16 protein-coding genes, 2 tRNA genes and 1 pseudogene are annotated in these 19,357 nt (G+C 62.5%); 15 read left to right on the top strand and 4 right to left on the bottom strand.

Going from position 1 to position 19,357, the window contains the following annotated elements:
* Positions 1-67: 67 nt before the first annotated feature.
* Positions 68-1,099, bottom strand: a complete 1,032-nt coding sequence (gene rsgA / locus BW992_RS04445) for a small ribosomal subunit biogenesis GTPase RsgA (protein WP_072398511.1) — start codon at positions 1,097-1,099, stop codon at positions 68-70.
* 106 nt (positions 1,100-1,205) lie between these two features.
* Here rsgA and orn point away from each other — a divergent pair, with 106 nt between their 5' ends.
* The gene (orn, locus tag BW992_RS04440) at positions 1,206-1,748 is read left to right on the top strand and encodes an oligoribonuclease (protein ID WP_072398510.1); all 543 of its coding nucleotides are present in this window, start codon (positions 1,206-1,208) and stop codon (positions 1,746-1,748) included.
* Positions 1,749-1,884: 136 nt separating this feature from the next.
* Positions 1,885-2,496, top strand: a complete 612-nt coding sequence (locus tag BW992_RS04435; RefSeq protein ID WP_072398509.1) for a trimeric intracellular cation channel family protein — start codon at positions 1,885-1,887, stop codon at positions 2,494-2,496.
* Here BW992_RS04435 and queG read toward each other — a convergent pair.
* On the bottom strand, positions 2,478-3,557 hold the full coding sequence (gene queG, locus BW992_RS04430; protein WP_072398508.1) for a tRNA epoxyqueuosine(34) reductase QueG: 1,080 nt from the start codon (positions 3,555-3,557) through the stop codon (positions 2,478-2,480). The two genes, BW992_RS04435 and queG, sit on opposite strands and share 19 nt — an antisense overlap.
* 63 nt (positions 3,558-3,620) lie before the next feature.
* On the opposite strand from queG, the gene BW992_RS04425 reads away from it, so the two are divergent.
* The 13 genes and pseudogenes from BW992_RS04425 (at position 3,621) to BW992_RS27425 (ending at position 18,606) form a co-directional block, all read left to right on the top strand.
* Positions 3,621-5,120 (top strand): bifunctional ADP-dependent NAD(P)H-hydrate dehydratase/NAD(P)H-hydrate epimerase, encoded by a 1,500-nt coding sequence (locus tag BW992_RS04425; RefSeq protein WP_072398507.1) that lies wholly within the window; start codon positions 3,621-3,623, stop codon positions 5,118-5,120.
* Positions 5,108-5,578: a tRNA (adenosine(37)-N6)-threonylcarbamoyltransferase complex ATPase subunit type 1 TsaE gene (gene tsaE, locus BW992_RS04420; protein WP_072398506.1), complete on the top strand. Its 471-nt coding sequence runs from the start codon at positions 5,108-5,110 to the stop codon at positions 5,576-5,578. Before BW992_RS04425 ends, tsaE begins: the two co-directional genes overlap by 13 nt.
* Positions 5,578-7,008 (top strand): N-acetylmuramoyl-L-alanine amidase, encoded by a 1,431-nt coding sequence (locus BW992_RS04415; RefSeq protein WP_072398505.1) that lies wholly within the window; start codon positions 5,578-5,580, stop codon positions 7,006-7,008. Before tsaE ends, BW992_RS04415 begins: the two co-directional genes overlap by 1 nt.
* Complete coding sequence (mutL, locus tag BW992_RS04410; RefSeq protein WP_072458633.1) at positions 7,005-8,915, top strand: DNA mismatch repair endonuclease MutL; 1,911 nt, start codon at positions 7,005-7,007, stop codon at positions 8,913-8,915. Before BW992_RS04415 ends, mutL begins: the two co-directional genes overlap by 4 nt.
* Entirely contained in the window at positions 8,915-9,886 is a 972-nt protein-coding gene (gene miaA / locus BW992_RS04405; protein WP_072398503.1) for a tRNA (adenosine(37)-N6)-dimethylallyltransferase MiaA, read from the top strand. Before mutL ends, miaA begins: the two co-directional genes overlap by 1 nt.
* Before the next feature lie 91 nt (positions 9,887-9,977).
* Positions 9,978-10,238, top strand: a complete 261-nt coding sequence (hfq, locus tag BW992_RS04400; protein ID WP_072398502.1) for an RNA chaperone Hfq — start codon at positions 9,978-9,980, stop codon at positions 10,236-10,238.
* Between the two features lie 12 nt (positions 10,239-10,250).
* Positions 10,251-11,552 (top strand): ribosome rescue GTPase HflX, encoded by a 1,302-nt coding sequence (gene hflX / locus BW992_RS04395; RefSeq protein WP_072398501.1) that lies wholly within the window; start codon positions 10,251-10,253, stop codon positions 11,550-11,552.
* Positions 11,553-11,637: 85 nt separating this feature from the next.
* Positions 11,638-12,804, top strand: coding sequence for an FtsH protease activity modulator HflK (gene hflK, locus BW992_RS04390; protein WP_072398500.1), 1,167 nt, complete (start codon positions 11,638-11,640; stop codon positions 12,802-12,804).
* Positions 12,804-13,673: a protease modulator HflC gene (gene hflC / locus BW992_RS04385; protein WP_072398499.1), complete on the top strand. Its 870-nt coding sequence runs from the start codon at positions 12,804-12,806 to the stop codon at positions 13,671-13,673. The genes hflK and hflC overlap by 1 nt, the downstream gene beginning before the upstream one ends.
* A gap of 314 nt (positions 13,674-13,987) precedes the next feature.
* Entirely contained in the window at positions 13,988-15,175 is a 1,188-nt protein-coding gene (locus BW992_RS04380) for an ATP phosphoribosyltransferase regulatory subunit (RefSeq protein ID WP_072398498.1), read from the top strand.
* Between the two features lie 54 nt (positions 15,176-15,229).
* On the top strand, positions 15,230-16,522 hold the full coding sequence (locus tag BW992_RS04375; RefSeq protein ID WP_072398497.1) for an adenylosuccinate synthase: 1,293 nt from the start codon (positions 15,230-15,232) through the stop codon (positions 16,520-16,522).
* An 80-nt stretch (positions 16,523-16,602) separates the two neighbouring features.
* Positions 16,603-17,700, top strand: a pseudogene (locus tag BW992_RS27430) (methyl-accepting chemotaxis protein); the annotation flags it as partial.
* A 21-nt stretch (positions 17,701-17,721) separates the two neighbouring features.
* The gene (locus tag BW992_RS27425; RefSeq protein ID WP_371264407.1) at positions 17,722-18,606 is read left to right on the top strand and encodes a methyl-accepting chemotaxis protein; all 885 of its coding nucleotides are present in this window, start codon (positions 17,722-17,724) and stop codon (positions 18,604-18,606) included.
* Between the two features lie 186 nt (positions 18,607-18,792).
* Here the strand turns inward: BW992_RS27425 and BW992_RS04365 are convergent.
* Positions 18,793-18,879: transfer RNA gene (locus BW992_RS04365), tRNA-Leu, on the bottom strand.
* Positions 18,880-19,056: 177 nt separating this feature from the next.
* A tRNA-Leu gene (locus BW992_RS04360) sits at positions 19,057-19,143 on the bottom strand.
* Positions 19,144-19,357 lie beyond the last annotated feature (214 nt).

The following is a 19,357-nucleotide window of genomic DNA, read 5'->3' as shown; positions in this document are numbered from 1 at the left end:
GCGTTTCGTGCCCCGGCGTGGATCAAACCCCTCGCCACAACTGCGTGCGGCTTCCCTTCCTTTCGAGTCAGTAGCTGTTTTCCGGCAGGCTGGCGATGATCGAGCGGTAGCTGTTCATCCGTTGCTGGTGCACACGGCCTTCTTCCAGTGCCTTGAGCAGGGCGCAACCGGGTTCGCGGTCATGCTTGCAGTCGCGGAAGCGGCACGTGCCGATCAGGTCGTTGAACTCGATGAACCCGGCTTCCACATCGGCCCGGCTGACATGACCCAGGCCGAACTCGCGAATGCCCGGGGAGTCGATCAGCTCACCGCCGCCAGGGAAATGGAACAGCCGGGCGGTGGTGGTGGTGTGGGTGCCCTGGCCGGACAGCTCGGACAAAGGCCCGACACGGGTGTCGACCTCCGGCAGCAGGCTGTTGACCAATGACGACTTGCCGACACCCGACTGTCCGACGAACACGCTGATGCGCCCGTCCAGTTGCTGTTGCAATTGCTCCATGCCGTTGCCGTGATGGGCGGAGACTTCCAGTACCGGATAACCCAATTGCCGATAGACCGACAGCAAGGCGTTCAGCGCCGGGGCGTTATGCTCGTCGATCAGGTCGAATTTGTTGAGCAGCAACAGCGGGCGGATACCCGCATGTTCGGCCGCGACCAGGTAACGGTCGATGAGGTTGGCGTGAGGTTCTGGCAGCGGGGCGAACACAATGACGATCATGTCGACGTTCGCCGCCACCGGCTTGAGCTGGCCCCGGCTGTCCGGACGGCACAGCTCGGTGTGACGTGGCAATTGCGCGACAATCACGCCGATACCCTGGTTGCCGGCGCGCCACACCACTCGGTCGCCAGTGACCAGCGCCGGCAGGTTGGCCCGCAGATGGCAGCGGAAGACCTGGCCAGCCAGCTCGCCTTCACAGGCTTCGACCTCGACCTGCACGCCGAAGTGGGCGATCACCAGGCCGGTCTGTTCGGGACCCAGGTCACCACCCTCCAGGGCTTGCACCGCACTGGATTCGCGTTTGGCGGCGCGGGCGGCGCGCTCGCCCTGGATCTTTTCGATACGCCAGTTCTGGCGGCGATTGAGTTGGCGTTTGGCCATGGGTGTTCCGTATGAAGAATGCAGCGATTAGATAAAACGGCGGCGAGTTTAGCACGCCCAGGAGCCGGCCTAGGCTAAACTGCGCAGCTACGCCGAGGAGCCCCCCATGCAAAATCCGCAGAACCTGATCTGGATCGACCTGGAAATGACCGGTCTGAACCCCGACACCGACGTCATTATCGAAATGGCCACCATTGTCACCGACAGTGACCTCAACACCCTGGCCGAAGGCCCGGTGATCGCGATCCACCACAGCGATGAAGTCCTCGCCGGCATGGACGAGTGGAACACTCGCCAGCATGGTGGCTCGGGCCTGACTCAACGGGTACGCGACAGCAAGATCAGCATGGCCGAGGCCGAAGCCCAGACCATCGCCTTCCTGGAGCAATGGGTGCCCCGGGGCAAGTCGCCCATCTGCGGCAACAGCATTTGCCAGGATCGACGCTTTCTCTATACCCACATGAAATCCCTGGAAAGCTATTTCCATTACCGCAACCTGGATGTCTCCACCCTCAAGGAACTGGCCGCCCGCTGGGCGCCGCAGGTTCGCGACAGCTTCCAGAAGGGCGGCAGCCACCTGGCGCTGGACGATATCCGCGAATCCATCGCCGAGCTGCAGCACTACCGCAAGCATTTCATCAAGTTCTGATTGAAGCGCGCGGCGCTCTTGTGACGAGGGGATAAATCCCCTCGCCACGGGTTCTGCGCTGGACATGCGCAACCGCCCTCTTTTGGTGCTTGCCTGAAATGGCTAGACTGCGCGCCTTCCCGCAAGGACCGCCAACATGTTGCTGATGCTTTATCTGATCGCCATCACCGCCGAAGCGATGACCGGCGCCTTGTCCGCCGGACGGCGTGGCATGGACTGGTTCGGCGTGGTGCTGATCGCCTGTGTCACCGCGCTGGGGGGCGGCTCGGTGCGCGATGTGCTGCTCGGTCATTATCCCCTCACCTGGGTCAAGCATCCGGAATACCTGGTGCTGACCACTGCGGCGGCGATGCTGACGGTGTTCCTGGCGCGCTGGATGCGTCACCTGCGTTCGATGTTCCTGGTACTCGACGCCGTGGGCCTGGTGGCGTTTACCCTGATCGGTTGCATGACCGCCCTTGAGATGGGCCATGGCATGCTGGTGGCGTCGGTCAGTGGCGTGATCACCGGGGTGTTCGGCGGCATCCTGCGGGATATATTCTGCAACGATATTCCCCTGATCTTCCGCCGTGAGCTCTATGCCAGCGTGTCGTTTGCCGCGGCGTGGTGTTATCTGCTCTGTGTCTATCTGCAGCTGCCAAGCGAACAGGCAATCCTCATCACGTTGTTCGGTGGTTTCCTGCTACGCCTCCTGGCGATCCGCTTTCACTGGGAAATGCCCAAGTTCGTCTATAACGACGAGGTTTGACGCTCGGCGTGCTGGCGCAGCGCCCATTCCACATGCTCGCGCACCAGTTCCGACGGATAGTCGCGTCGCGCGTGCAAGGCCTGCAGTACGGGAATGGTCGAAGGGGCATTGCCAAGGCCCACCGCCAGGTTGCGCAGCCAGCGTTCGTAGCCGGCTCGGCGCAGTGGCGAGCCTTCGGTGCTCCTGAGGAAGGTGTCCTCGTCCCACAGGAACAATTCGGCCAGGCCGGCGTTGTCCAGGTTATGCCGGGGTTTGAAATCGCTTTCCCCGGTAGGCCGGGCGAAGCGGTTCCAAGGGCAGACGATCTGGCAATCGTCGCAGCCGAACACTCGATTGCCGATCAAGGGACGCAGTTCTTCGGGGATGGCGTTCTTCAGTTCAATGGTGAGGTAGGAAATGCAACGGCGGGCGTCCAGCAGGTAGGGCCCTGCGAATGCCTTCGTAGGACAGATATCCAGGCAGGCCGTGCATTTGCCGCAGTGCTCCGTGGCGTGGGGCGGGTCCACGGGCAGCGGCAGGTCGACAAACAGCTCGCTCAGGAAGAAATAACTGCCGGCCTTGCGGTTCAGTACCAGGGTGTTCTTGCCGATCCAGCCGAGCCCGGCCTGTTCGGCAATGGCTTTTTCCAGTACCGGGGCGCTGTCGACAAAAGCGCGATAACCGAAGGGGCCGATGACCGCCTGGATTTTTTCGGCTAATTGTTGCACGCGTTTACGGATCAATTTGTGGTAATCGCGGCCCAACGCATAGCGCGAGACGTAGGCTTTTTCCGGTTGGGCGAGCCTGTGGGCCATCTCGGTGTCGCCCGGCAGGTAATCCATGCGCAGGGACACCACGCGCAATGTTCCCGGCACCAGCTCCTCGGGGTGGGAACGTTTGCTGCCATGGGCGCCCATATAGTCCATTTCGCCGTGGTAGCCGGCGTCGAGCCAGCGTTGCAAATGCTGCTCATGTTCGGCGAGGTCCAGGCCGCTGATGCCGACTTGCTGGAAGCCCAGCTCGCGGCCCCAGTCCTTGATGGATTGGGCGAGGGCGGGGAGGTCGGTGGGAATGACAGGCATGTGGCAAGAGAAACCGGAGCTGAGATGCGTATAATTCTGCCAGACATCGGAGCCTGAAGACGCATGCCGCACACTAAAGATGATTTTCCCGACGCGCTGTACAGTGCCGCGCAGGTCCGGGCCCTCGACGCACAACTGATCGCGGCGGGGACCACCGGCTTCGAATTGATGCAGCGCGCAGCCCGTGCCACCTGGCGGGCGATCGTCCGGCGCTGGCCACAGGCCGGCGAGCTGACCGTGATGACCGGTCATGGCAATAATGCCGGCGACGGTTTCCTGGTGGCGACCCTGGCCCGCCGTGCCGGCTGGTCGGTGCGGGTACTGACCGTGGGTGAGCCTCGTCGCCTGCAGGGGGACGCCGCCATTGCCCATGCCGAGGCCGTGGCAGTGGGGGTGCCGCTGGAGACGTGGAACGACGAATCCGAATTGCGAGGGGTGCTGCTGGATGCCTTGCTTGGCACGGGCTTGAGCGGTGATGTGCGCGAACCCTATATCCGGGCGATCGACACGATCAATGTCAGCGGGCTGCCGGTCGCCGCGGTGGATATTCCTTCCGGCCTGTGCAGCGACACCGGACGGGTCCTGGGCACGGCGGTCGCGGCCGACCTGACGGTGACCTTCATTGGTCTGAAACTGGGCCTGTTCACGGGCGACGCGGCGGACCGCGTCGGTGAGCTGGTCTTCGATGACCTGCACGCCGATGCGGATATCGTTGAATCGGCGCCGTCCACTGCACGATTGCTCTTACCAAAAAATCTGCCGCGTCTGACGCCTCGCGCGCCCACTTCCCACAAAGGCTCGTTCGGGCACGTCCTGTTGATCGGCGGCGACCGGGGATTTGGCGGTGCGATCCAGATGAGTGCCGAAAGCGCCCTGCGTTGCGGTGCCGGAATGGTTTCCATGGCGACCCGCAGCGAACACGTATCGGCTGCGCTGACGCGTTTACCTGAGGTCATGGTGCAAGGCACTCATTCGGCGAACCAGCTGATGGGCCTGCTGGAGCGGGCGGACGTGCTGGTGGTGGGCCCCGGGTTGGGCCAGGCCGCCTGGGGGCGCAGTTTGCTGTCGGCGGCGGCCAACGTTTCCGTGCCGCAGGTATGGGACGCCGACGCCCTGAACCTGCTGAGCGCGGGCGCGGTCGGTTTGCCCGAGGGCTGTGTGATCACTCCGCATCCGGGTGAAGCGGCCCGGCTCCTGGATATTTCCACGGCACAGGTGCAGGCCGATCGTCCGGCGGCGGCCCGGGCACTGAGCAGGAAATACGCCGCCACGGTAATCCTCAAGGGCGCTGGCAGCCTGGTTGCCGGCCCGGACGGTCGCCTGGCGGTTTGCGGCCAGGGCCATCCGGCCATGGCCACGGCCGGCCTCGGAGATGTATTGGCCGGGGTGATCGGCGCCTTGCTCGCCCAGGGCATGGATGGCTTCGAGGCCGCCTGCCTGGCTGTCTGGTTGCACGCCAATGCCGGCGCACAGGTCGGGCGCTCGGGCCGGGGGCTGGCGGCGACCGACCTGATTCCGGCCATTCGTCAGTTGCTGGAGGAGCAGTCACCTTGTCTGAAGTAACCCTGTACGTGGCCGACGAGCAGGCCATGACGCAATTCGGTGCTCGCATTGCGCAGGTCACCGCAGGCCACGGCCTGATCTTCCTGGAAGGCGATCTCGGCGCGGGCAAGACCACCTTGTCCCGCGGCATCATTCGCGGCCTGGGGCATGTCGGCGCGGTGAAAAGCCCTACGTTCACCTTGGTGGAGCCCTACGAGATCGGTGATATCCGAGCGTTTCATTTCGATTTGTATCGACTGGTGGATCCGGAAGAGCTGGAGTTTCTCGGTATCCGTGATTATTTCGAAGACGATGCCTTGTGCCTGATCGAATGGCCCTGCAAGGGTGCAGGCTTTTTGCCAAAGCCTGACCTGACCATTACCATTGGCGCGCAGAATGGCGGGCGTTCGCTGAAACTGACGCCGCAAGGCTCGCGCGGCGAGTCGTGGTGTGCCGCATTGGCACTGGAAACTATTTGATGATGGGGTTTGGTATGCGCTTTCGCGCGGTGGCTGCTGTCGTAGGACTGTTGCTTACGGCACTGGCCGTCGATGCTGTGGCTGAGACAAAGGTCAACAGCGTTCGCCTGTGGCGGGCGCCGGACAACACGCGACTGGTGTTCGACCTGACGGGGCCGGTGCAGCACAGCGTGTTCACCCTCACGGCCCCGGACCGCCTGGTGATCGACATCAACGGCGCCTCCCTGGGCGCGCCGCTGAACGTGCCCACCGCCAATACGCCGATTACCGCCATGCGTTCGGCCCAGCGTACGCCGACCGACCTGCGGGTGGTCATCGACCTGAAAAAAACCGTCACCCCGAAAAGCTTCACCCTGGCGCCCAATGCCCAGTACGGCAACCGCCTGGTGGTGGACCTGTTCGACAACCCGGCCGACGCCGCGCCACCGCCGCCGCCTCCTGCCAATGTCGCCACGGTGCCGGCGGTGCCGGTCACGCCGACCGAGCCGGCGATCAAGCTGCCACCGGCCCCGGCCGGCAAGCGCGATATCATTGTGGTCATCGATGCCGGTCATGGCGGGGAAGACCCAGGGGCCTCGGGCTCGCGTGGGCAGCGCGAAAAAGACGTGGTGTTGTCCATCGCCCGGGAGCTGCAGCGCCAGGTCAACGGCATGAAGGGCTTCCGCGCCGAACTGACCCGTACCGGCGACTATTTCATCCCGTTGCGCGGTCGTACCGAAATCGCCCGCAAGAAAGGCGCCGACCTGTTCGTCTCGATCCATGCCGACGCGGCACCTTCGACCGCGGCCTTCGGGGCCTCGGTGTTCGCCCTGTCCGACCGGGGCGCCACCTCCGAGACTGCTCGCTGGCTGGCCGACAGCGAAAACCGTTCCGACCTGATCGGCGGTGCCGGCAACGTCAGCCTTGACGACAAGGACCGCATGCTGGCCGGTGTGTTGCTCGATTTGTCGATGACCGCCTCGCTGACCTCCAGCCTGAATGTCGGCCAGAAGGTCCTGAGCAATATCGGCCGCGTCACGCCCCTGCACAAGCAGCGTGTCGAACAGGCCGGCTTCATGGTGCTCAAGTCGCCGGACATCCCGTCGATCCTGGTGGAAACCGGATTCATCTCCAACGCCAACGAAGCCTCCAAGCTGACGTCTTCCAGCCACCAGCAGGCCCTGGCCCGGTCCATCAGCAGCGGTGTACGCCAGTTCTTCCAGCAGAACCCGCCGCCGGGCACCTACATCGCCTGGCTGCGTGACTCCGGCAAGATCGCCCAAGGCCCGCGGGACCATAGGGTCAGTCCCGGTGAAACCCTGGCAATGATTGCCGTGCGCTACCAGGTGTCGCCCGCCACCTTGCGCAGCGCCAACAATCTCAAGAGCGACGAGCTCAAGATCGGCCAGACCCTGACCATTCCGGGCAATGAAGTGGCGTCCAAGCAATGAGCGATGAAGTGATCGGCAGCAACGCCCGTATCGAGCTGCTCAGTCCTCGGCTGGCGAACCAGATCGCCGCCGGCGAGGTGGTCGAGCGCCCGGCGTCGGTCATCAAGGAACTGCTGGAGAACAGCCTGGACTCCGGTGCCCGGCGCATCGATGTGGACGTCGAGCAGGGTGGCGTCAAGCTGCTGCGGGTGCGTGACGACGGTGGTGGTATTCCCGCCGACGACCTGCCGCTGGCACTGGCGCGCCATGCCACCAGCAAGATCCGCGATCTGGAAGATCTCGAACGGGTCATGAGCCTGGGGTTTCGTGGCGAAGCGCTGGCCTCCATCAGCTCGGTGTCGCGCCTGACGCTGACCTCCCGCACCCGCGACGCCGAACAGGCCTGGCAGGTCGAGACCGAGGGGCGGGACATGGCCTCCCGTGTGCAGCCTGCGGCCCATCCGGTGGGCACGTCGGTGGAAGTGCGTGACCTGTTTTTCAATACGCCGGCACGGCGCAAGTTTCTCAAGGCCGAGAAGACCGAGTTCGATCATCTGCAGGAAGTCATCAAGCGCCTGGCCCTGGCGCGGTTCGACGTGGCGTTCCACTTGCGCCATAACGGCAAGACCATTCTCAGTCTGCACGAGGCCCGTGACGACGCGGCCCGTGCCCGGCGCGTGGCGGCGGTGTGCGGCTCGGGTTTCCTGGAACAGGCCTTGCCCATCGAGGTCGAGCGCAATGGCCTGCACCTGTGGGGCTGGGTCGGGTTGCCAACCTTCTCCCGCAGCCAGGCGGATCTGCAATATTTCTATGTGAACGGCCGGGCGGTACGGGACAAGCTGGTCGCCCACGCGGTGCGCCAGGCCTATCGCGATGTGTTGTTCAACGGTCGGCATCCGACCTTCGTGCTGTTTTTCGAGGTCGACCCTTCAGTGGTGGACGTCAACGTGCACCCCACCAAGCATGAGGTGCGCTTCCGCGACGGGCGCATGGTGCACGATTTCCTCTATGGCACCTTGCACCGCGCCTTGGGCGACGTGCGTCCGGAAGACCAGTTGGCAGCACCGGCCACCGTGGCCGGGATGGTTCGTCCAACCGGACTGGAAGCCGGCGAATTCGGACCCCAGGGCGAAATGCGCCTGGCGGCCAATACCCTGCTGGAGCAGCCCCAGGCGCAACCGAGCTACACCTCGGCGAGTTCCGGCGCAGGTGGCTATCAGTATCAATACACCCCGCGCCCGCAATCGAGCGTGCCGGCGGCCGAGGCCCAGGCGGCCTATCGGGAATTCTTCAAGCCGTTGCCTGAAACCGGCGCAGTGGCGTTGCCCGACGGCCAGGGCGATATCCCGCCGCTGGGCTACGCCCTGGCGCAGCTCAAGGGCATCTATATCCTGGCGGAAAATGCCCAGGGCCTGGTCCTGGTGGATATGCATGCCGCTCATGAGCGAATCATGTACGAGCGGCTGAAAATCGCCATGGCCAGCGAAGGGCTCAGCGGCCAGCCGCTGCTGGTGCCTGAGTCACTGGCTGTCAGCCAGCGCGAAGCCGATTGCGCAGAAGAACATGTGGGCTGGTTCCAGCGCCTGGGCTTCGAGCTGCAGCGACTGGGCCCGGAAACCCTGGCGATCCGGCAGATCCCGGCGCTGCTGAAGCAGGCCGAGGCCAATCGGTTGGTCAGCGACGTGCTGGCGGATCTGATGGAGTACGGCACCAGCGACCGGATCCAGGCGCATCTGAACGAGCTGCTGGGCACCATGGCCTGCCATGGCGCGGTCCGCGCCAACCGGCGCCTGGCCTTGCCGGAAATGAACGGCTTGCTGCGGGACATGGAGAACACCGAGCGCAGCGGCCAATGCAACCATGGCCGGCCGACCTGGACCCAACTGGGCCTGGACGACCTGGACAAACTGTTTTTGCGCGGTCGTTGATGAGCCAGTTGCCACCTGCGATTTTCCTGATGGGGCCGACTGCCGCTGGCAAGACCGACCTGGCCATCGAATTGACCAAGGTCCTGCCCTGCGAGTTGATCAGTGTCGATTCGGCCCTGGTCTATCGGGGCATGGACATCGGCACCGCCAAGCCGTCAAAAGAACTGCTGGCCGAATTTCCCCACCGCCTGATCGACATCCTGGACCCGGTCGAGGCTTATTCGGCGGCCGATTTCCGGCGTGATGCGCTCCAGGCCATGGCCGAAATCACTGCGCGGGGCAACATCCCGCTGCTGGTGGGCGGCACGATGCTGTATTACAAGGCCCTGGTCGATGGGTTGGCGGACATGCCGGCGGCCGATCCCGAGGTGCGCGCGCAGATCGAAGAAGAAGCCGCGCGCCTTGGCTGGCATGCCCTGCACGAGCAATTGGCGGTCATTGACCCTGAGTCGGCGGCGCGCATCCATCCCAATGACCCGCAGCGGCTCAGCCGGGCGCTGGAGGTTTATCGGGTCAGTGGCCAGAGCATGACGGCCCTGCGCCGACAACAATCTGCGCAAAGTACTGAAGCAGCCGCTTCGGGACTGCAACAATTGCCCTATACTGTCGCGAATCTGGCCATCGCTCCGGCGAACCGGCAAGTGCTGCATCGGCGAATTGAACAAAGATTCACATTGATGTTGGAACAGGGATTCATAGACGAGGTCGTAGCCCTGCGTGAGCGAAGTGACCTGCATGCCGGGTTGCCGTCTATACGTGCGGTGGGTTATCGACAGGTCTGGGACTACCTGGACGGCAAGCTGACGTCAGCCGAGATGCGCGAGCGTGGGATTATTGCCACGCGCCAACTGGCGAAACGCCAGTTCACCTGGTTGCGCAGCTGGACTGACCTGCATTGGCTTGACAGCCTCGATTGCGACAATCTGCCACGCGCCTTGAAATACCTTGGGACCGTCTCCATATTGAGCTGAGTCCTTGCAATTGCCGTCTATCCTTGGGGGTGTGACGGCCCAAGCCATCTGATTCCGATTTTTATTATTGATCCTTAAAGGAGTGCGGCACATGTCAAAAGGGCATTCGCTACAAGACCCTTACTTGAACACTTTACGTAAAGAGAAAGTTGGGGTGTCCATCTATTTGGTCAACGGGATCAAACTGCAAGGCACGATCGAGTCTTTCGACCAGTTCGTCATCCTTCTGAAAAACACCGTCAGCCAGATGGTCTACAAACACGCTATCTCTACAGTCGTGCCGGTCCGTCCAATTCGTCTGCCAAGCGCAACCGAATCCGATGGCGGTGACGCTGAGCCGGGTAACGCCTGATAGGAGTCTCCTTTGTTCTTTGAGCGCCACGGTGGTGGTGAGCGGACTATTCTCGTTCACTTGGATGGACAGGACCCTGAGGCGCGCGAAGATCCGCAGGAGTTTCAGGAATTGGCTCTTTCGGCCGGCGCCGAGACCGTCGCGTTCTTCAACGTGCCGCGTCATCGGCCAACCGCCAAGTTCCTGATCGGCAGTGGCAAGGTCGAGGAGTTGCGTGACCTGGTCAAGGCCGAGCAGGTCGATCTGGTGATTTTCAATCACATCCTCACGCCCAGTCAGGAACGTAACCTCGAACGTGTCTTCGAGTGTCGCGTGATCGACCGTACCGGGCTGATTCTCGATATCTTCGCCCAACGCGCCCGCACCCATGAAGGCAAGCTCCAGGTCGAACTGGCCCAGCTCGAGCACATGAGTACGCGTCTGGTTCGTGGCTGGACTCACCTTGAGCGGCAGAAGGGGGGTATCGGCCTGCGCGGCCCGGGTGAAACCCAGCTGGAAACCGACCGGCGCCTGTTGCGGGTCCGCCTGCGCCAGATCAAGGGGCGCCTGGAGAAGGTCCGCAGCCAGCGCGAGCAGTCGCGCCGCGGACGCAAGCGCGCGGATATCCCGACGGTTTCGCTGGTGGGCTATACCAACGCCGGCAAGTCGACACTGTTCAATAACGTGACCCAATCGGACGTCTACGCCGCCGACCAGCTGTTCGCCACCCTCGACCCGACCCTGCGCCGACTCGACCTGGACGACCTGGGGCCGATCGTGCTGGCCGATACCGTGGGTTTCATTCGACACTTGCCGCATAAGCTGGTCGAGGCTTTCCGGGCTACGCTCGAAGAGTCGAGCAACTCCGACCTGCTGCTGCATGTGATCGATGCCGCCGAGCCCGACCGGATGCTGCAGATCGAGCAGGTCATGGTGGTGCTGGGCGAGATCGGGGCCCAGGACTTGCCGATCCTCGAGGTATACAACAAACTCGATTTGCTCGAAGGGGTGGAGCCGCAGATCCAGCGCGATGCCGACGGCAAGCCGCAGCGGGTCTGGTTGTCGGCCCAGGACGGTACCGGCCTCGACCTGCTCAAGCAGGCCGTGGCGGAGTTGCTGGGCAACGATCTGTTTGTCGGCACCCTGAAGCTGCCGCAACGGTTCGCCCGGCTCCGTGCCCAGTTCTTTGAGCTGGGGGCGGTGCAGAAAGAAGAACACGACGAAGAAGGTACCTGCCTGCTGGCGGTGCGTCTGCCTCGTGCTGAGTTGAATCGATTGGTCAGTCGCGAAGGGCTGCGACCGATGGAGTTCATCGAGCAACACACTTTGCAATAAAAGCCTGAGAACGCTGTGTCAGGCATTCTGTAGCATTGGTCGGCGCGCCGTGGGTGCGTCTTTGCTTTATCAGATGGAGAGCGCTATGGCTTGGAATGAGCCGGGTGGCAACTCGAATAATCAGGATCCCTGGGGTGGCAAGCGTCGTAACAACGGCGACCGCAAGGGACCGCCGGATCTCGACGAGGCCTTCCGCAAGCTGCAGGAAAGCCTGAACGGTTTGTTCGGTGGTGGTAAGAAACGCGGTGACGACGGCGGTCGTCCGGGCAAGGGCGGTGGTTTCGGCCTGCTCGGCATCGGTCTGGTCGTGCTCGCCGCCGTCTGGCTGTACAGCGCGGTCTATGTCGTGGACGAGCAGGAGCAGGCCGTGGTGCTGCGCTTCGGCAAGTACTACGAGACTGTCGGCCCGGGCCTGAACATCTATTTCCCGCCGATCGATCAGAAATACATGGAAAACGTCACGCGTGAGCGTGCCTACACCAAGCAGGGGCAGATGCTCACGGAAGACGAGAACATCGTCGAAGTGCCGCTGACCGTGCAGTACAAGATCACCAACCTGCAGGACTTCGTGCTGAACGTCGACCAGCCGGAAGTGAGCCTGCAGCACGCGACCGAAAGTGCCCTGCGTCACGTGGTGGGTTCCACCGCCATGGATCAGGTGCTGACCGAAGGGCGTGAGCTGATGGCCAGCGAGATCAAGGAGCGCCTGCAGCGGTTCCTCGATACCTATCGCACCGGCATCACCGTCACTCAGGTCAACGTCCAGAGCGCCGCGGCGCCGCGTGAAGTCCAGGAAGCCTTCGACGATGTGATCCGTGCCCGTGAAGACGAGCAGCGCTCGCGAAACCAGGCCGAAACCTACGCCAACGGCGTCGTGCCGGAAGCCCGTGGCCAGGCCCAGCGCATCATCGAGGACGCCAACGGTTATCGCGACGAAGTGGTCTCCCGCGCCAAGGGTGAGGCCGACCGCTTCACCAAGCTGGTGGCCGAGTATCGCAAGGCGCCCGAAGTGACCCGTCAGCGTCTTTACCTGGACACCATGCAGGAAGTCTTCAGCAATACCAGCAAGGTCCTCGTGACCGGTAACAAGAACGGCCAGAGCAATCTGCTGTACCTGCCGCTGGACAAGATGATCGAGAGCGGTCGTGCCACCAGTGCGCCGCCGACCAGCATGGCACCCGCCAGCACTGAAGCGAATACTCGCGCGGCGGTGGAGCAGCAACAGCAAGCACGTACCAGGGAGAGTCGCTGATGAGCAATAAATCGCTGATCGCCCTTATTGTCGGCGTCGTCGTGGCGATCGCTGCCTGGAACTGCTTCTACATCGTGTCCCAGACCGAACGTGCGGTATTGCTGCAATTCGGTCGCGTGGTCGAGGCGGATGTCCAGCCAGGGCTGCATGTGAAGGTGCCGTACGTCAACAAGGTGCGCAAGTTCGACGCTCGCCTGATGACGCTCGATGCGCCGACGCAACGCTTCCTGACGCTGGAAAAGAAAGCCGTGATGGTGGATGCCTATGCCAAGTGGCGTGTGAAGGACGCCGAGCGTTTCTATACCGCGACCTCGGGTCTCAAGCAGATCGCCGACGAACGTCTGTCCCGCCGCCTGGAGTCAGGCCTGCGTGACCAGTTCGGTAAGCGTACCCTGCATGAGGTGGTGTCCGGTGAGCGTGACGCGCTCATGGCCGATATCACCCGCTCCTTGAACACGATGGCGGAAAAAGAGCTGGGTATCGAAGTGGTCGATGTCCGGGTCAAGGCCATCGACCTGCCCAAGGAAGTCAATCGCAGCGTCTTCGAGCGGATGAGCACCGAGCGTGAGCGTGAAGCCCGGGAGCATCGCGCCAAGGGTAACGAGCTGGCGGAAGGTATCCGTGCCGATGCCGATCGTCAGCGCCGCGTGTTGCTGGCCGAGGCTTATCGTGAATCGGAAGAGGTTCGCGGTGATGGCGATGCCCAGGCCGCTGCGATCTACGCCAAGGCCTACGGCCAGGACCAGGAGTTCTACGCGTTCTACCGCAGCCTGCATGCCTACCGTGAAAGCTTCGGGCGTAAATCCGATGTGCTGGTGCTGGATCCGAGCAGCGACTTTTTCCGCTACCTGGAACAGGCCAAGCCTTGATGCAGCGTTGACCTGAAACACTCCGCCTGGCGGCTAAAGCGTCGGGCGGGGTGATCCTTTGGGAAAACGAGTGTATGATGCGGCAGCCGGGAAATTCCCGGCTTTTTTGCGTCTGCACGTTCGATTGTGGTTTTGCTTGCAGACGTCGGGTTGAACGACTCGACAGGTTTTTCGAGGAAAGCGCTGGACGAGGCCGATTCCTGGCCCTTCGTCACGTCGCCCTTGCGCGTTGTTTGTGCAAAGGCACAGGTGTTTTCTGCTTCACTCAAGGCTTGCCCGAAGGCTGGCCGCCCGGACCATAGGGGAATGGCGTAATGGCAACGGTAGACCGCTGGCTGCTGCCAGATGGCATCGAAGAAGTACTGCCACCGGAAGCTGCGCGTATCGAAGTGGCGCGTCGGCAGGTGTTGGATCTGTTCCAGAGCTGGGGTTACGAATTTGTCGTCACCCCTCATATCGAGTACCTGGAATCCCTGCTGACCGGCGCGGGCCAGGACCTGGACCTGCGTACTTTCAAGGTCGTCGACCCGCAGTCGGGCCGGCAGATGGGCTTCCGCGCCGACATCACGCCGCAAGTGGCGCGAATCGACGCCCACACGTTGCGCCGGGAAGGCCCCAATCGCCTGTGCTATGCCGGCAGCGTGCTGCACGCCCAGCCTCGTGCCTTGTCTTCTTCTCGCAGCCCCATCCAGCTGGGTGCCGAGTTGTATGGCGACGCCAGCCCCAGCAGCGACGTGGAAGTCATCAGCTTGATGTTGGCGATGCTGCAACTGGCTGACGTACCGGATGTCCACATGGACCTGGGTCATGTCGGCATCTATCGCGGCCTGGCCCGCGCCGCCGGCCTGTCCGGCGAAGTGGAGCAGCAGTTGTTCGATGCCTTGCAGCGCAAGGCCATCGACGAGGTCGTCAGCCTGACCGAAGGCTTGCCGAGCGATCTGTCCGACATGCTGCGGGCGCTGGTGGGCCTGTGTGGCGGTCGTGAGGTGCTGGTTGCGGCCCGGGATCGCCTGGCGAATGCGCCGGCCCCCGTGCTGGCGGCCCTGGACGACCTGCTGGCAATAGCCGAGCGGTTGTCGGTGCGTTTCCCGGAGCTGCCGTTGTATTTCGACCTGGGTGAGTTGCGCGGTTATCACTACCACACCGGCGTGGTGTTCGCGGTGTTCGTACCGGGCGTGGGCCAGTCCATCGCCCAGGGCGGTCGTTACGATGACATCGGCGCCGATTTCGGTCGTGCTCGTCCGGCGACCGGCTTTTCTACCGATTTGAAAACCCTGGTGACCCTGGGGCGTGCTGAGGTCGAGTTACCGTCTGGCGGTATCTGGATGCCTGACAGTACGGATGCGGCACTCTGGCAAGCAGTCTGCCAGTTGCGCAGTGAGGGTCAGCGAGTCGTCCAGGCATTGCCCGGGCAGCCTTTGGCCGCCGCCCGCGAAGCGGACTGCGACCGGCAATTGATTCAGCACAACGGGCTTTGGCAGGTATTGCCGCTGGCTTCTTGAGTTTTCCTGCCGGCTGCGGCCGGCACCAAGTTTGCGCGAATGAGGACAAGTGTTATGGGTAAGAATGTCGTAGTCCTGGGCACCCAGTGGGGTGATGAGGGCAAAGGCAAGATCGTCGATCTGCTGACCGAACATGCTGCCGCCGTAGTGCGCTATCAGGGTGGCCACAACGCAGGTCACACCCTGGTGATCGACGGTGAGAAGACCGTCCTGCACCTGATTCCGTCGGGCGTGCTGCGTGAAGGCGTGCAGTGCCTGATCGGCAACGGTGTCGTGGTGGCTCCCGACGCGTTGCTGCGGGAAATCGTCAAGCTGGAAGAGAAAGGCGTACCGGTGCGCGAGCGCCTGCGTATCAGCCCGTCCTGCCCGTTGATCCTGTCCTATCACGTTGCGCTGGACCAGGCCCGTGAAAAGGCTCGTGGCGAGATGAAGATCGGTACCACCGGTCGTGGTATCGGCCCTGCCTACGAAGACAAGGTGGCGCGCCGCGGCCTGCGCATCGGCGATCTGTTCCACCGCGAGCGTTTCGCCGCCAAACTGGGTGAGTTGCTGGACTACCACAACTTTGTCCTGGTCAACTACTACAAAGAACCTGCCATCGATTTCCAGAAGACGCTGGACGAGTGCATGGAATACGCCGAGCTGCTCAAGCCGATGATGCTCGATGTCACCGCTGAGCTGCATGAGTTGCGTCGTGCCGGCAAGGACATCATGTTCGAAGGCGCCCAGGGTTCGTTGCTGGACATCGACCATGGCACCTACCCGTACGTGACCAGCTCCAACACCACCGCCGGCGGCATCGCCACCGGGTCGGGTTTCGGTCCGATGTACGTGGACTACATCCTGGGCATCACCAAGGCCTACACCACGCGCGTGGGCTCGGGTCCGTTCCCGACCGAACTGTTCGATGACGTCGGTGCGTTCCTGGCCAAGCGCGGCCATGAGTTCGGTGCCACTACCGGGCGTGCCCGTCGTTGCGGCTGGTTCGATGCGGTGATCCTGCGTCGCGCCATCGACGTCAACAGCATTTCTGGCTTGTGCCTGACCAAGCTGGACGTGCTGGATGGTCTGGAGACCATCAACATCTGCGTGGGCTACAAGAACCAGAACGGCGCTGTCATCGACGCTCCGACCGACGCCGACAGCTACATCGGCCTGGAGCCGGTGTACGAGCAGATGCCGGGCTGGACCGAGTCCACCGTGGGTGCCAAGACCCTGGAAGAGCTGCCTGTGGCGGCCCGCAACTACATCAAGCGTCTCGAAGAGCTGGTCGGCGCGCCGATCGACATTATTTCGACGGGGCCGGACCGCAACGAAACCATCGTTCTGCGTCATCCGTTTGGCTGATAAGTCATTGATGCACAAAACAAAGGACCCTCATTAGGGTCCTTTGTCGTTCCTGGTCGCCGTGCGGCACGACACTTGCTATGAATCTCCATTATCGGCGCCCGTTCAGCGGTGCCATCAAATTAATGGCGTTGGTAGAGGGATTTCACGTGTCGGCCGTTCTCTCACTGTTACAAAGCCGTTTGCTGCGGCCTGTGTTCGTTACGCTTGGTATCGCCCTTTTGGTGCAGGTGCTGGTGGCTGTGGCGCTGACCCGGAGCACAGTCACGGCGCTGGAGGCCGACCTGAGTGCGGGCCTGGGGGCTGATAGCCAGAAACTTTCCGGTGAGTTGGAGCAGGCCGGGCGCGAGGTGACCTCCAGCCTGGATAGCCTGTCTGCCAGTACGCGCCAGCGCCTGAATGCCGGCTTGTCCGCGCGCCTGAAGGAAGAGCAGGCACAGCTGCGGGGCGCTCTGGAAAAAGACTTGAGGGAGTCGGCCAATGATATGGCGCAACTCCTGGCCTCCGTTGCCCCTCGTGCCATGTGGGACAGCGACATTCCGACACTTTCCGAATTCGCTCGCCGGGCCCAGCGCAATCCCAATGTGCTCTTCGTCATTTATGACGATGCCAATGGCGAACACCTGACCCGTTATTTGAACCGGGAAAATCCGGTCAACAAAGCGCTGCTGGAGAAGGGCAAGGGTGAGCGGGCGCTGGACAAGGTCCTGGATGCGGCGAAAAACGATCCTTCCGTCTATTACCTCGAGGCTTCCATCAGCCCCAACGGGGTGGAAATCGGCAAAGTGCTCATGGGGGTCTCCACCGCATCCGTGGAAAGCGACCTGAAGGCGCTGGACCAGAGATTCTCGGCGTTGATCGCCAGCAGCGACCAGCTGGTGGGGGACAGTCTCAAGGGGGCTGCGGCTGACAGTGCCACTGCCATGCGTGGCCGGCTGCAGTCGGCCCAGACCACTGCTACCCAAATGCAGACCAATACTGCCAGCACCGTGCAAGAGGCCGCGAGTACCTTGCGCTGGCGCATTGGCCTGGGCCTGGCGCTGGTGGGCCTCGGCGTGCTGGTGTTGTTGGCGGTGGTGCTGGGGCGCCGGGTCGTCAATCGCCTGAGGCTGCTGATCGCGGCGATGAATGATCTGGCGGCGGGTGAGGGGGACCTGACCAAGCGCGTGCAAATCAACAGCAAGGATGAAATTGGCGACATGGCATCGGCTGTCAATCGCTTTGTGGATAAGTTGCAGCCCATCGTGCGGGAAGCGGGTGACGTGGCCCAGCGTACGGGCCTGGAGATCGGTGCGATGACCTTGCGAAATTCCGGTGCCGATGCGGCAGCCGGGATGCAGCGCGATGAAGTGGCCGAGAGCCTGCGGGCCTTGTCGCAGATGGCTGATGAGGCGCAATCGGAAAGCCAGGCAATGCAGGCGGCCTTGCAGCAGGTGGTGGAGATTCGCCAGGCCACCGATGAGAACACTCGCACATCGGCCAAGGTAGGCAGCCTGATCGAGGCGTTGGCCGGGCAGGTGGATACCGGGGCGAAAGTCATCGAGCGGTTGGCCCAGCAGAGCGAGCAGATCGAAGTGGTGCTGACGGTGATCCACGGTATTGCCGAGCAGACCAACCTGTTGGCCTTGAACGCGGCTATCGAGGCTGCGCGGGCCGGGGAGACCGGGCGCGGCTTTGCGGTGGTGGCGGATGAGGTACGGGCCCTGGCAAGCAAGACCCAGAGTTCCACGGGCGATATCCAGGCCCATATCGTGGCGTTGCAGCAAGGGGCCCGGGAGGCGGTGGCTGCGATCGGCCAGGCTGGGCGCCAGGCCAGCGAAGGATTGCTGGTATTGCGTGACAGTGCTCGTTTGCAGCAGTCGGTGCAGGCCTCTGTGGAGCAGGTGCACGCGGCCATCGGCCTGGCGACCCAGGCGGCAGCTCATCAGGCCCAGGGTGCCCAGGCGGTTCGCGGGCGGGTAGAAACCATTCATGCCCAGGCCGAGAAGGCGGCCCAGGCTGTGGTCGAGACCACCGCCAGCGGTAAGGTGCTGGACAGCCTGGCGGCGCAATTGAAGGCGAGCCTGGGACAGTTCCGGGCCTGATCCGGCTGACCGGGCATTCGTCCGGACGCGACCACGAGCTTGGGTTGCGTCCGGGGATCTTCCGGCTTTGTCCGGATGAGGGCGAGCCTGCGATTGCTGTGGTCGGGAAAGTAAAGGAGGCAGAAACGCAAAAACCCGCTTTCGCGGGTTTCTGTGAGGTTCAAGGCAAAACCTTGAAGCTTGAATTGGTGCCCAGAAGAAGACTCGAACTTCCACGACCTTGCGGTCACCAGCACCTGAAGCTGGCGTGTCTACCAATTTCACCATCTGGGCAGCATCTTCAGCGTTGCCGCTGTTGATGTGGCGCACTATACGGAGCGCGTTTTGATCTGTAAACCCCTGTTTTTGTTTTAGTAATTGCTGACTGGCTTTTCAGGGGAGGAGAAATGCAAAAACCCGCTTTCGCGGGTTCTTGTGAAGCTGGCAGATCATTGATCTGTCGCTTGAAATTGGTGCCCAGAAGAAGACTCGAACTTCCACGACCTTGCGGTCACCAGCACCTGAAGCTGGCGTGTCTACCAATTTCACCATCTGGGCAGTCTCGGCAACGTGTGTGCGTCGTCGATGGCGCGCACTATACGGAGCGTGTTTTTAACTGTAAACCCCCTGCGAGAAAAAAACCGGTAATTTTCACGAGTGGTGCGATCCGAGGCTTCAAAGGCGGGTCAAAAGATTCCAGAAAGGGCTCCTTATGCTTGAAATTTCCCGTTTCATTACGCCTATGCCAAACTAACCGCATATAGACAAGGTG

The sequence above is a fragment of the Pseudomonas sp. 7SR1 genome (assembly GCF_900156465.1).
In the GTDB taxonomy this organism is placed as follows: Bacteria; Pseudomonadota; Gammaproteobacteria; order Pseudomonadales; family Pseudomonadaceae; genus Aquipseudomonas.
Note: the sequence above shows the minus strand (reverse complement) of the source record. Positions and strands in the feature narration are given on the sequence as shown.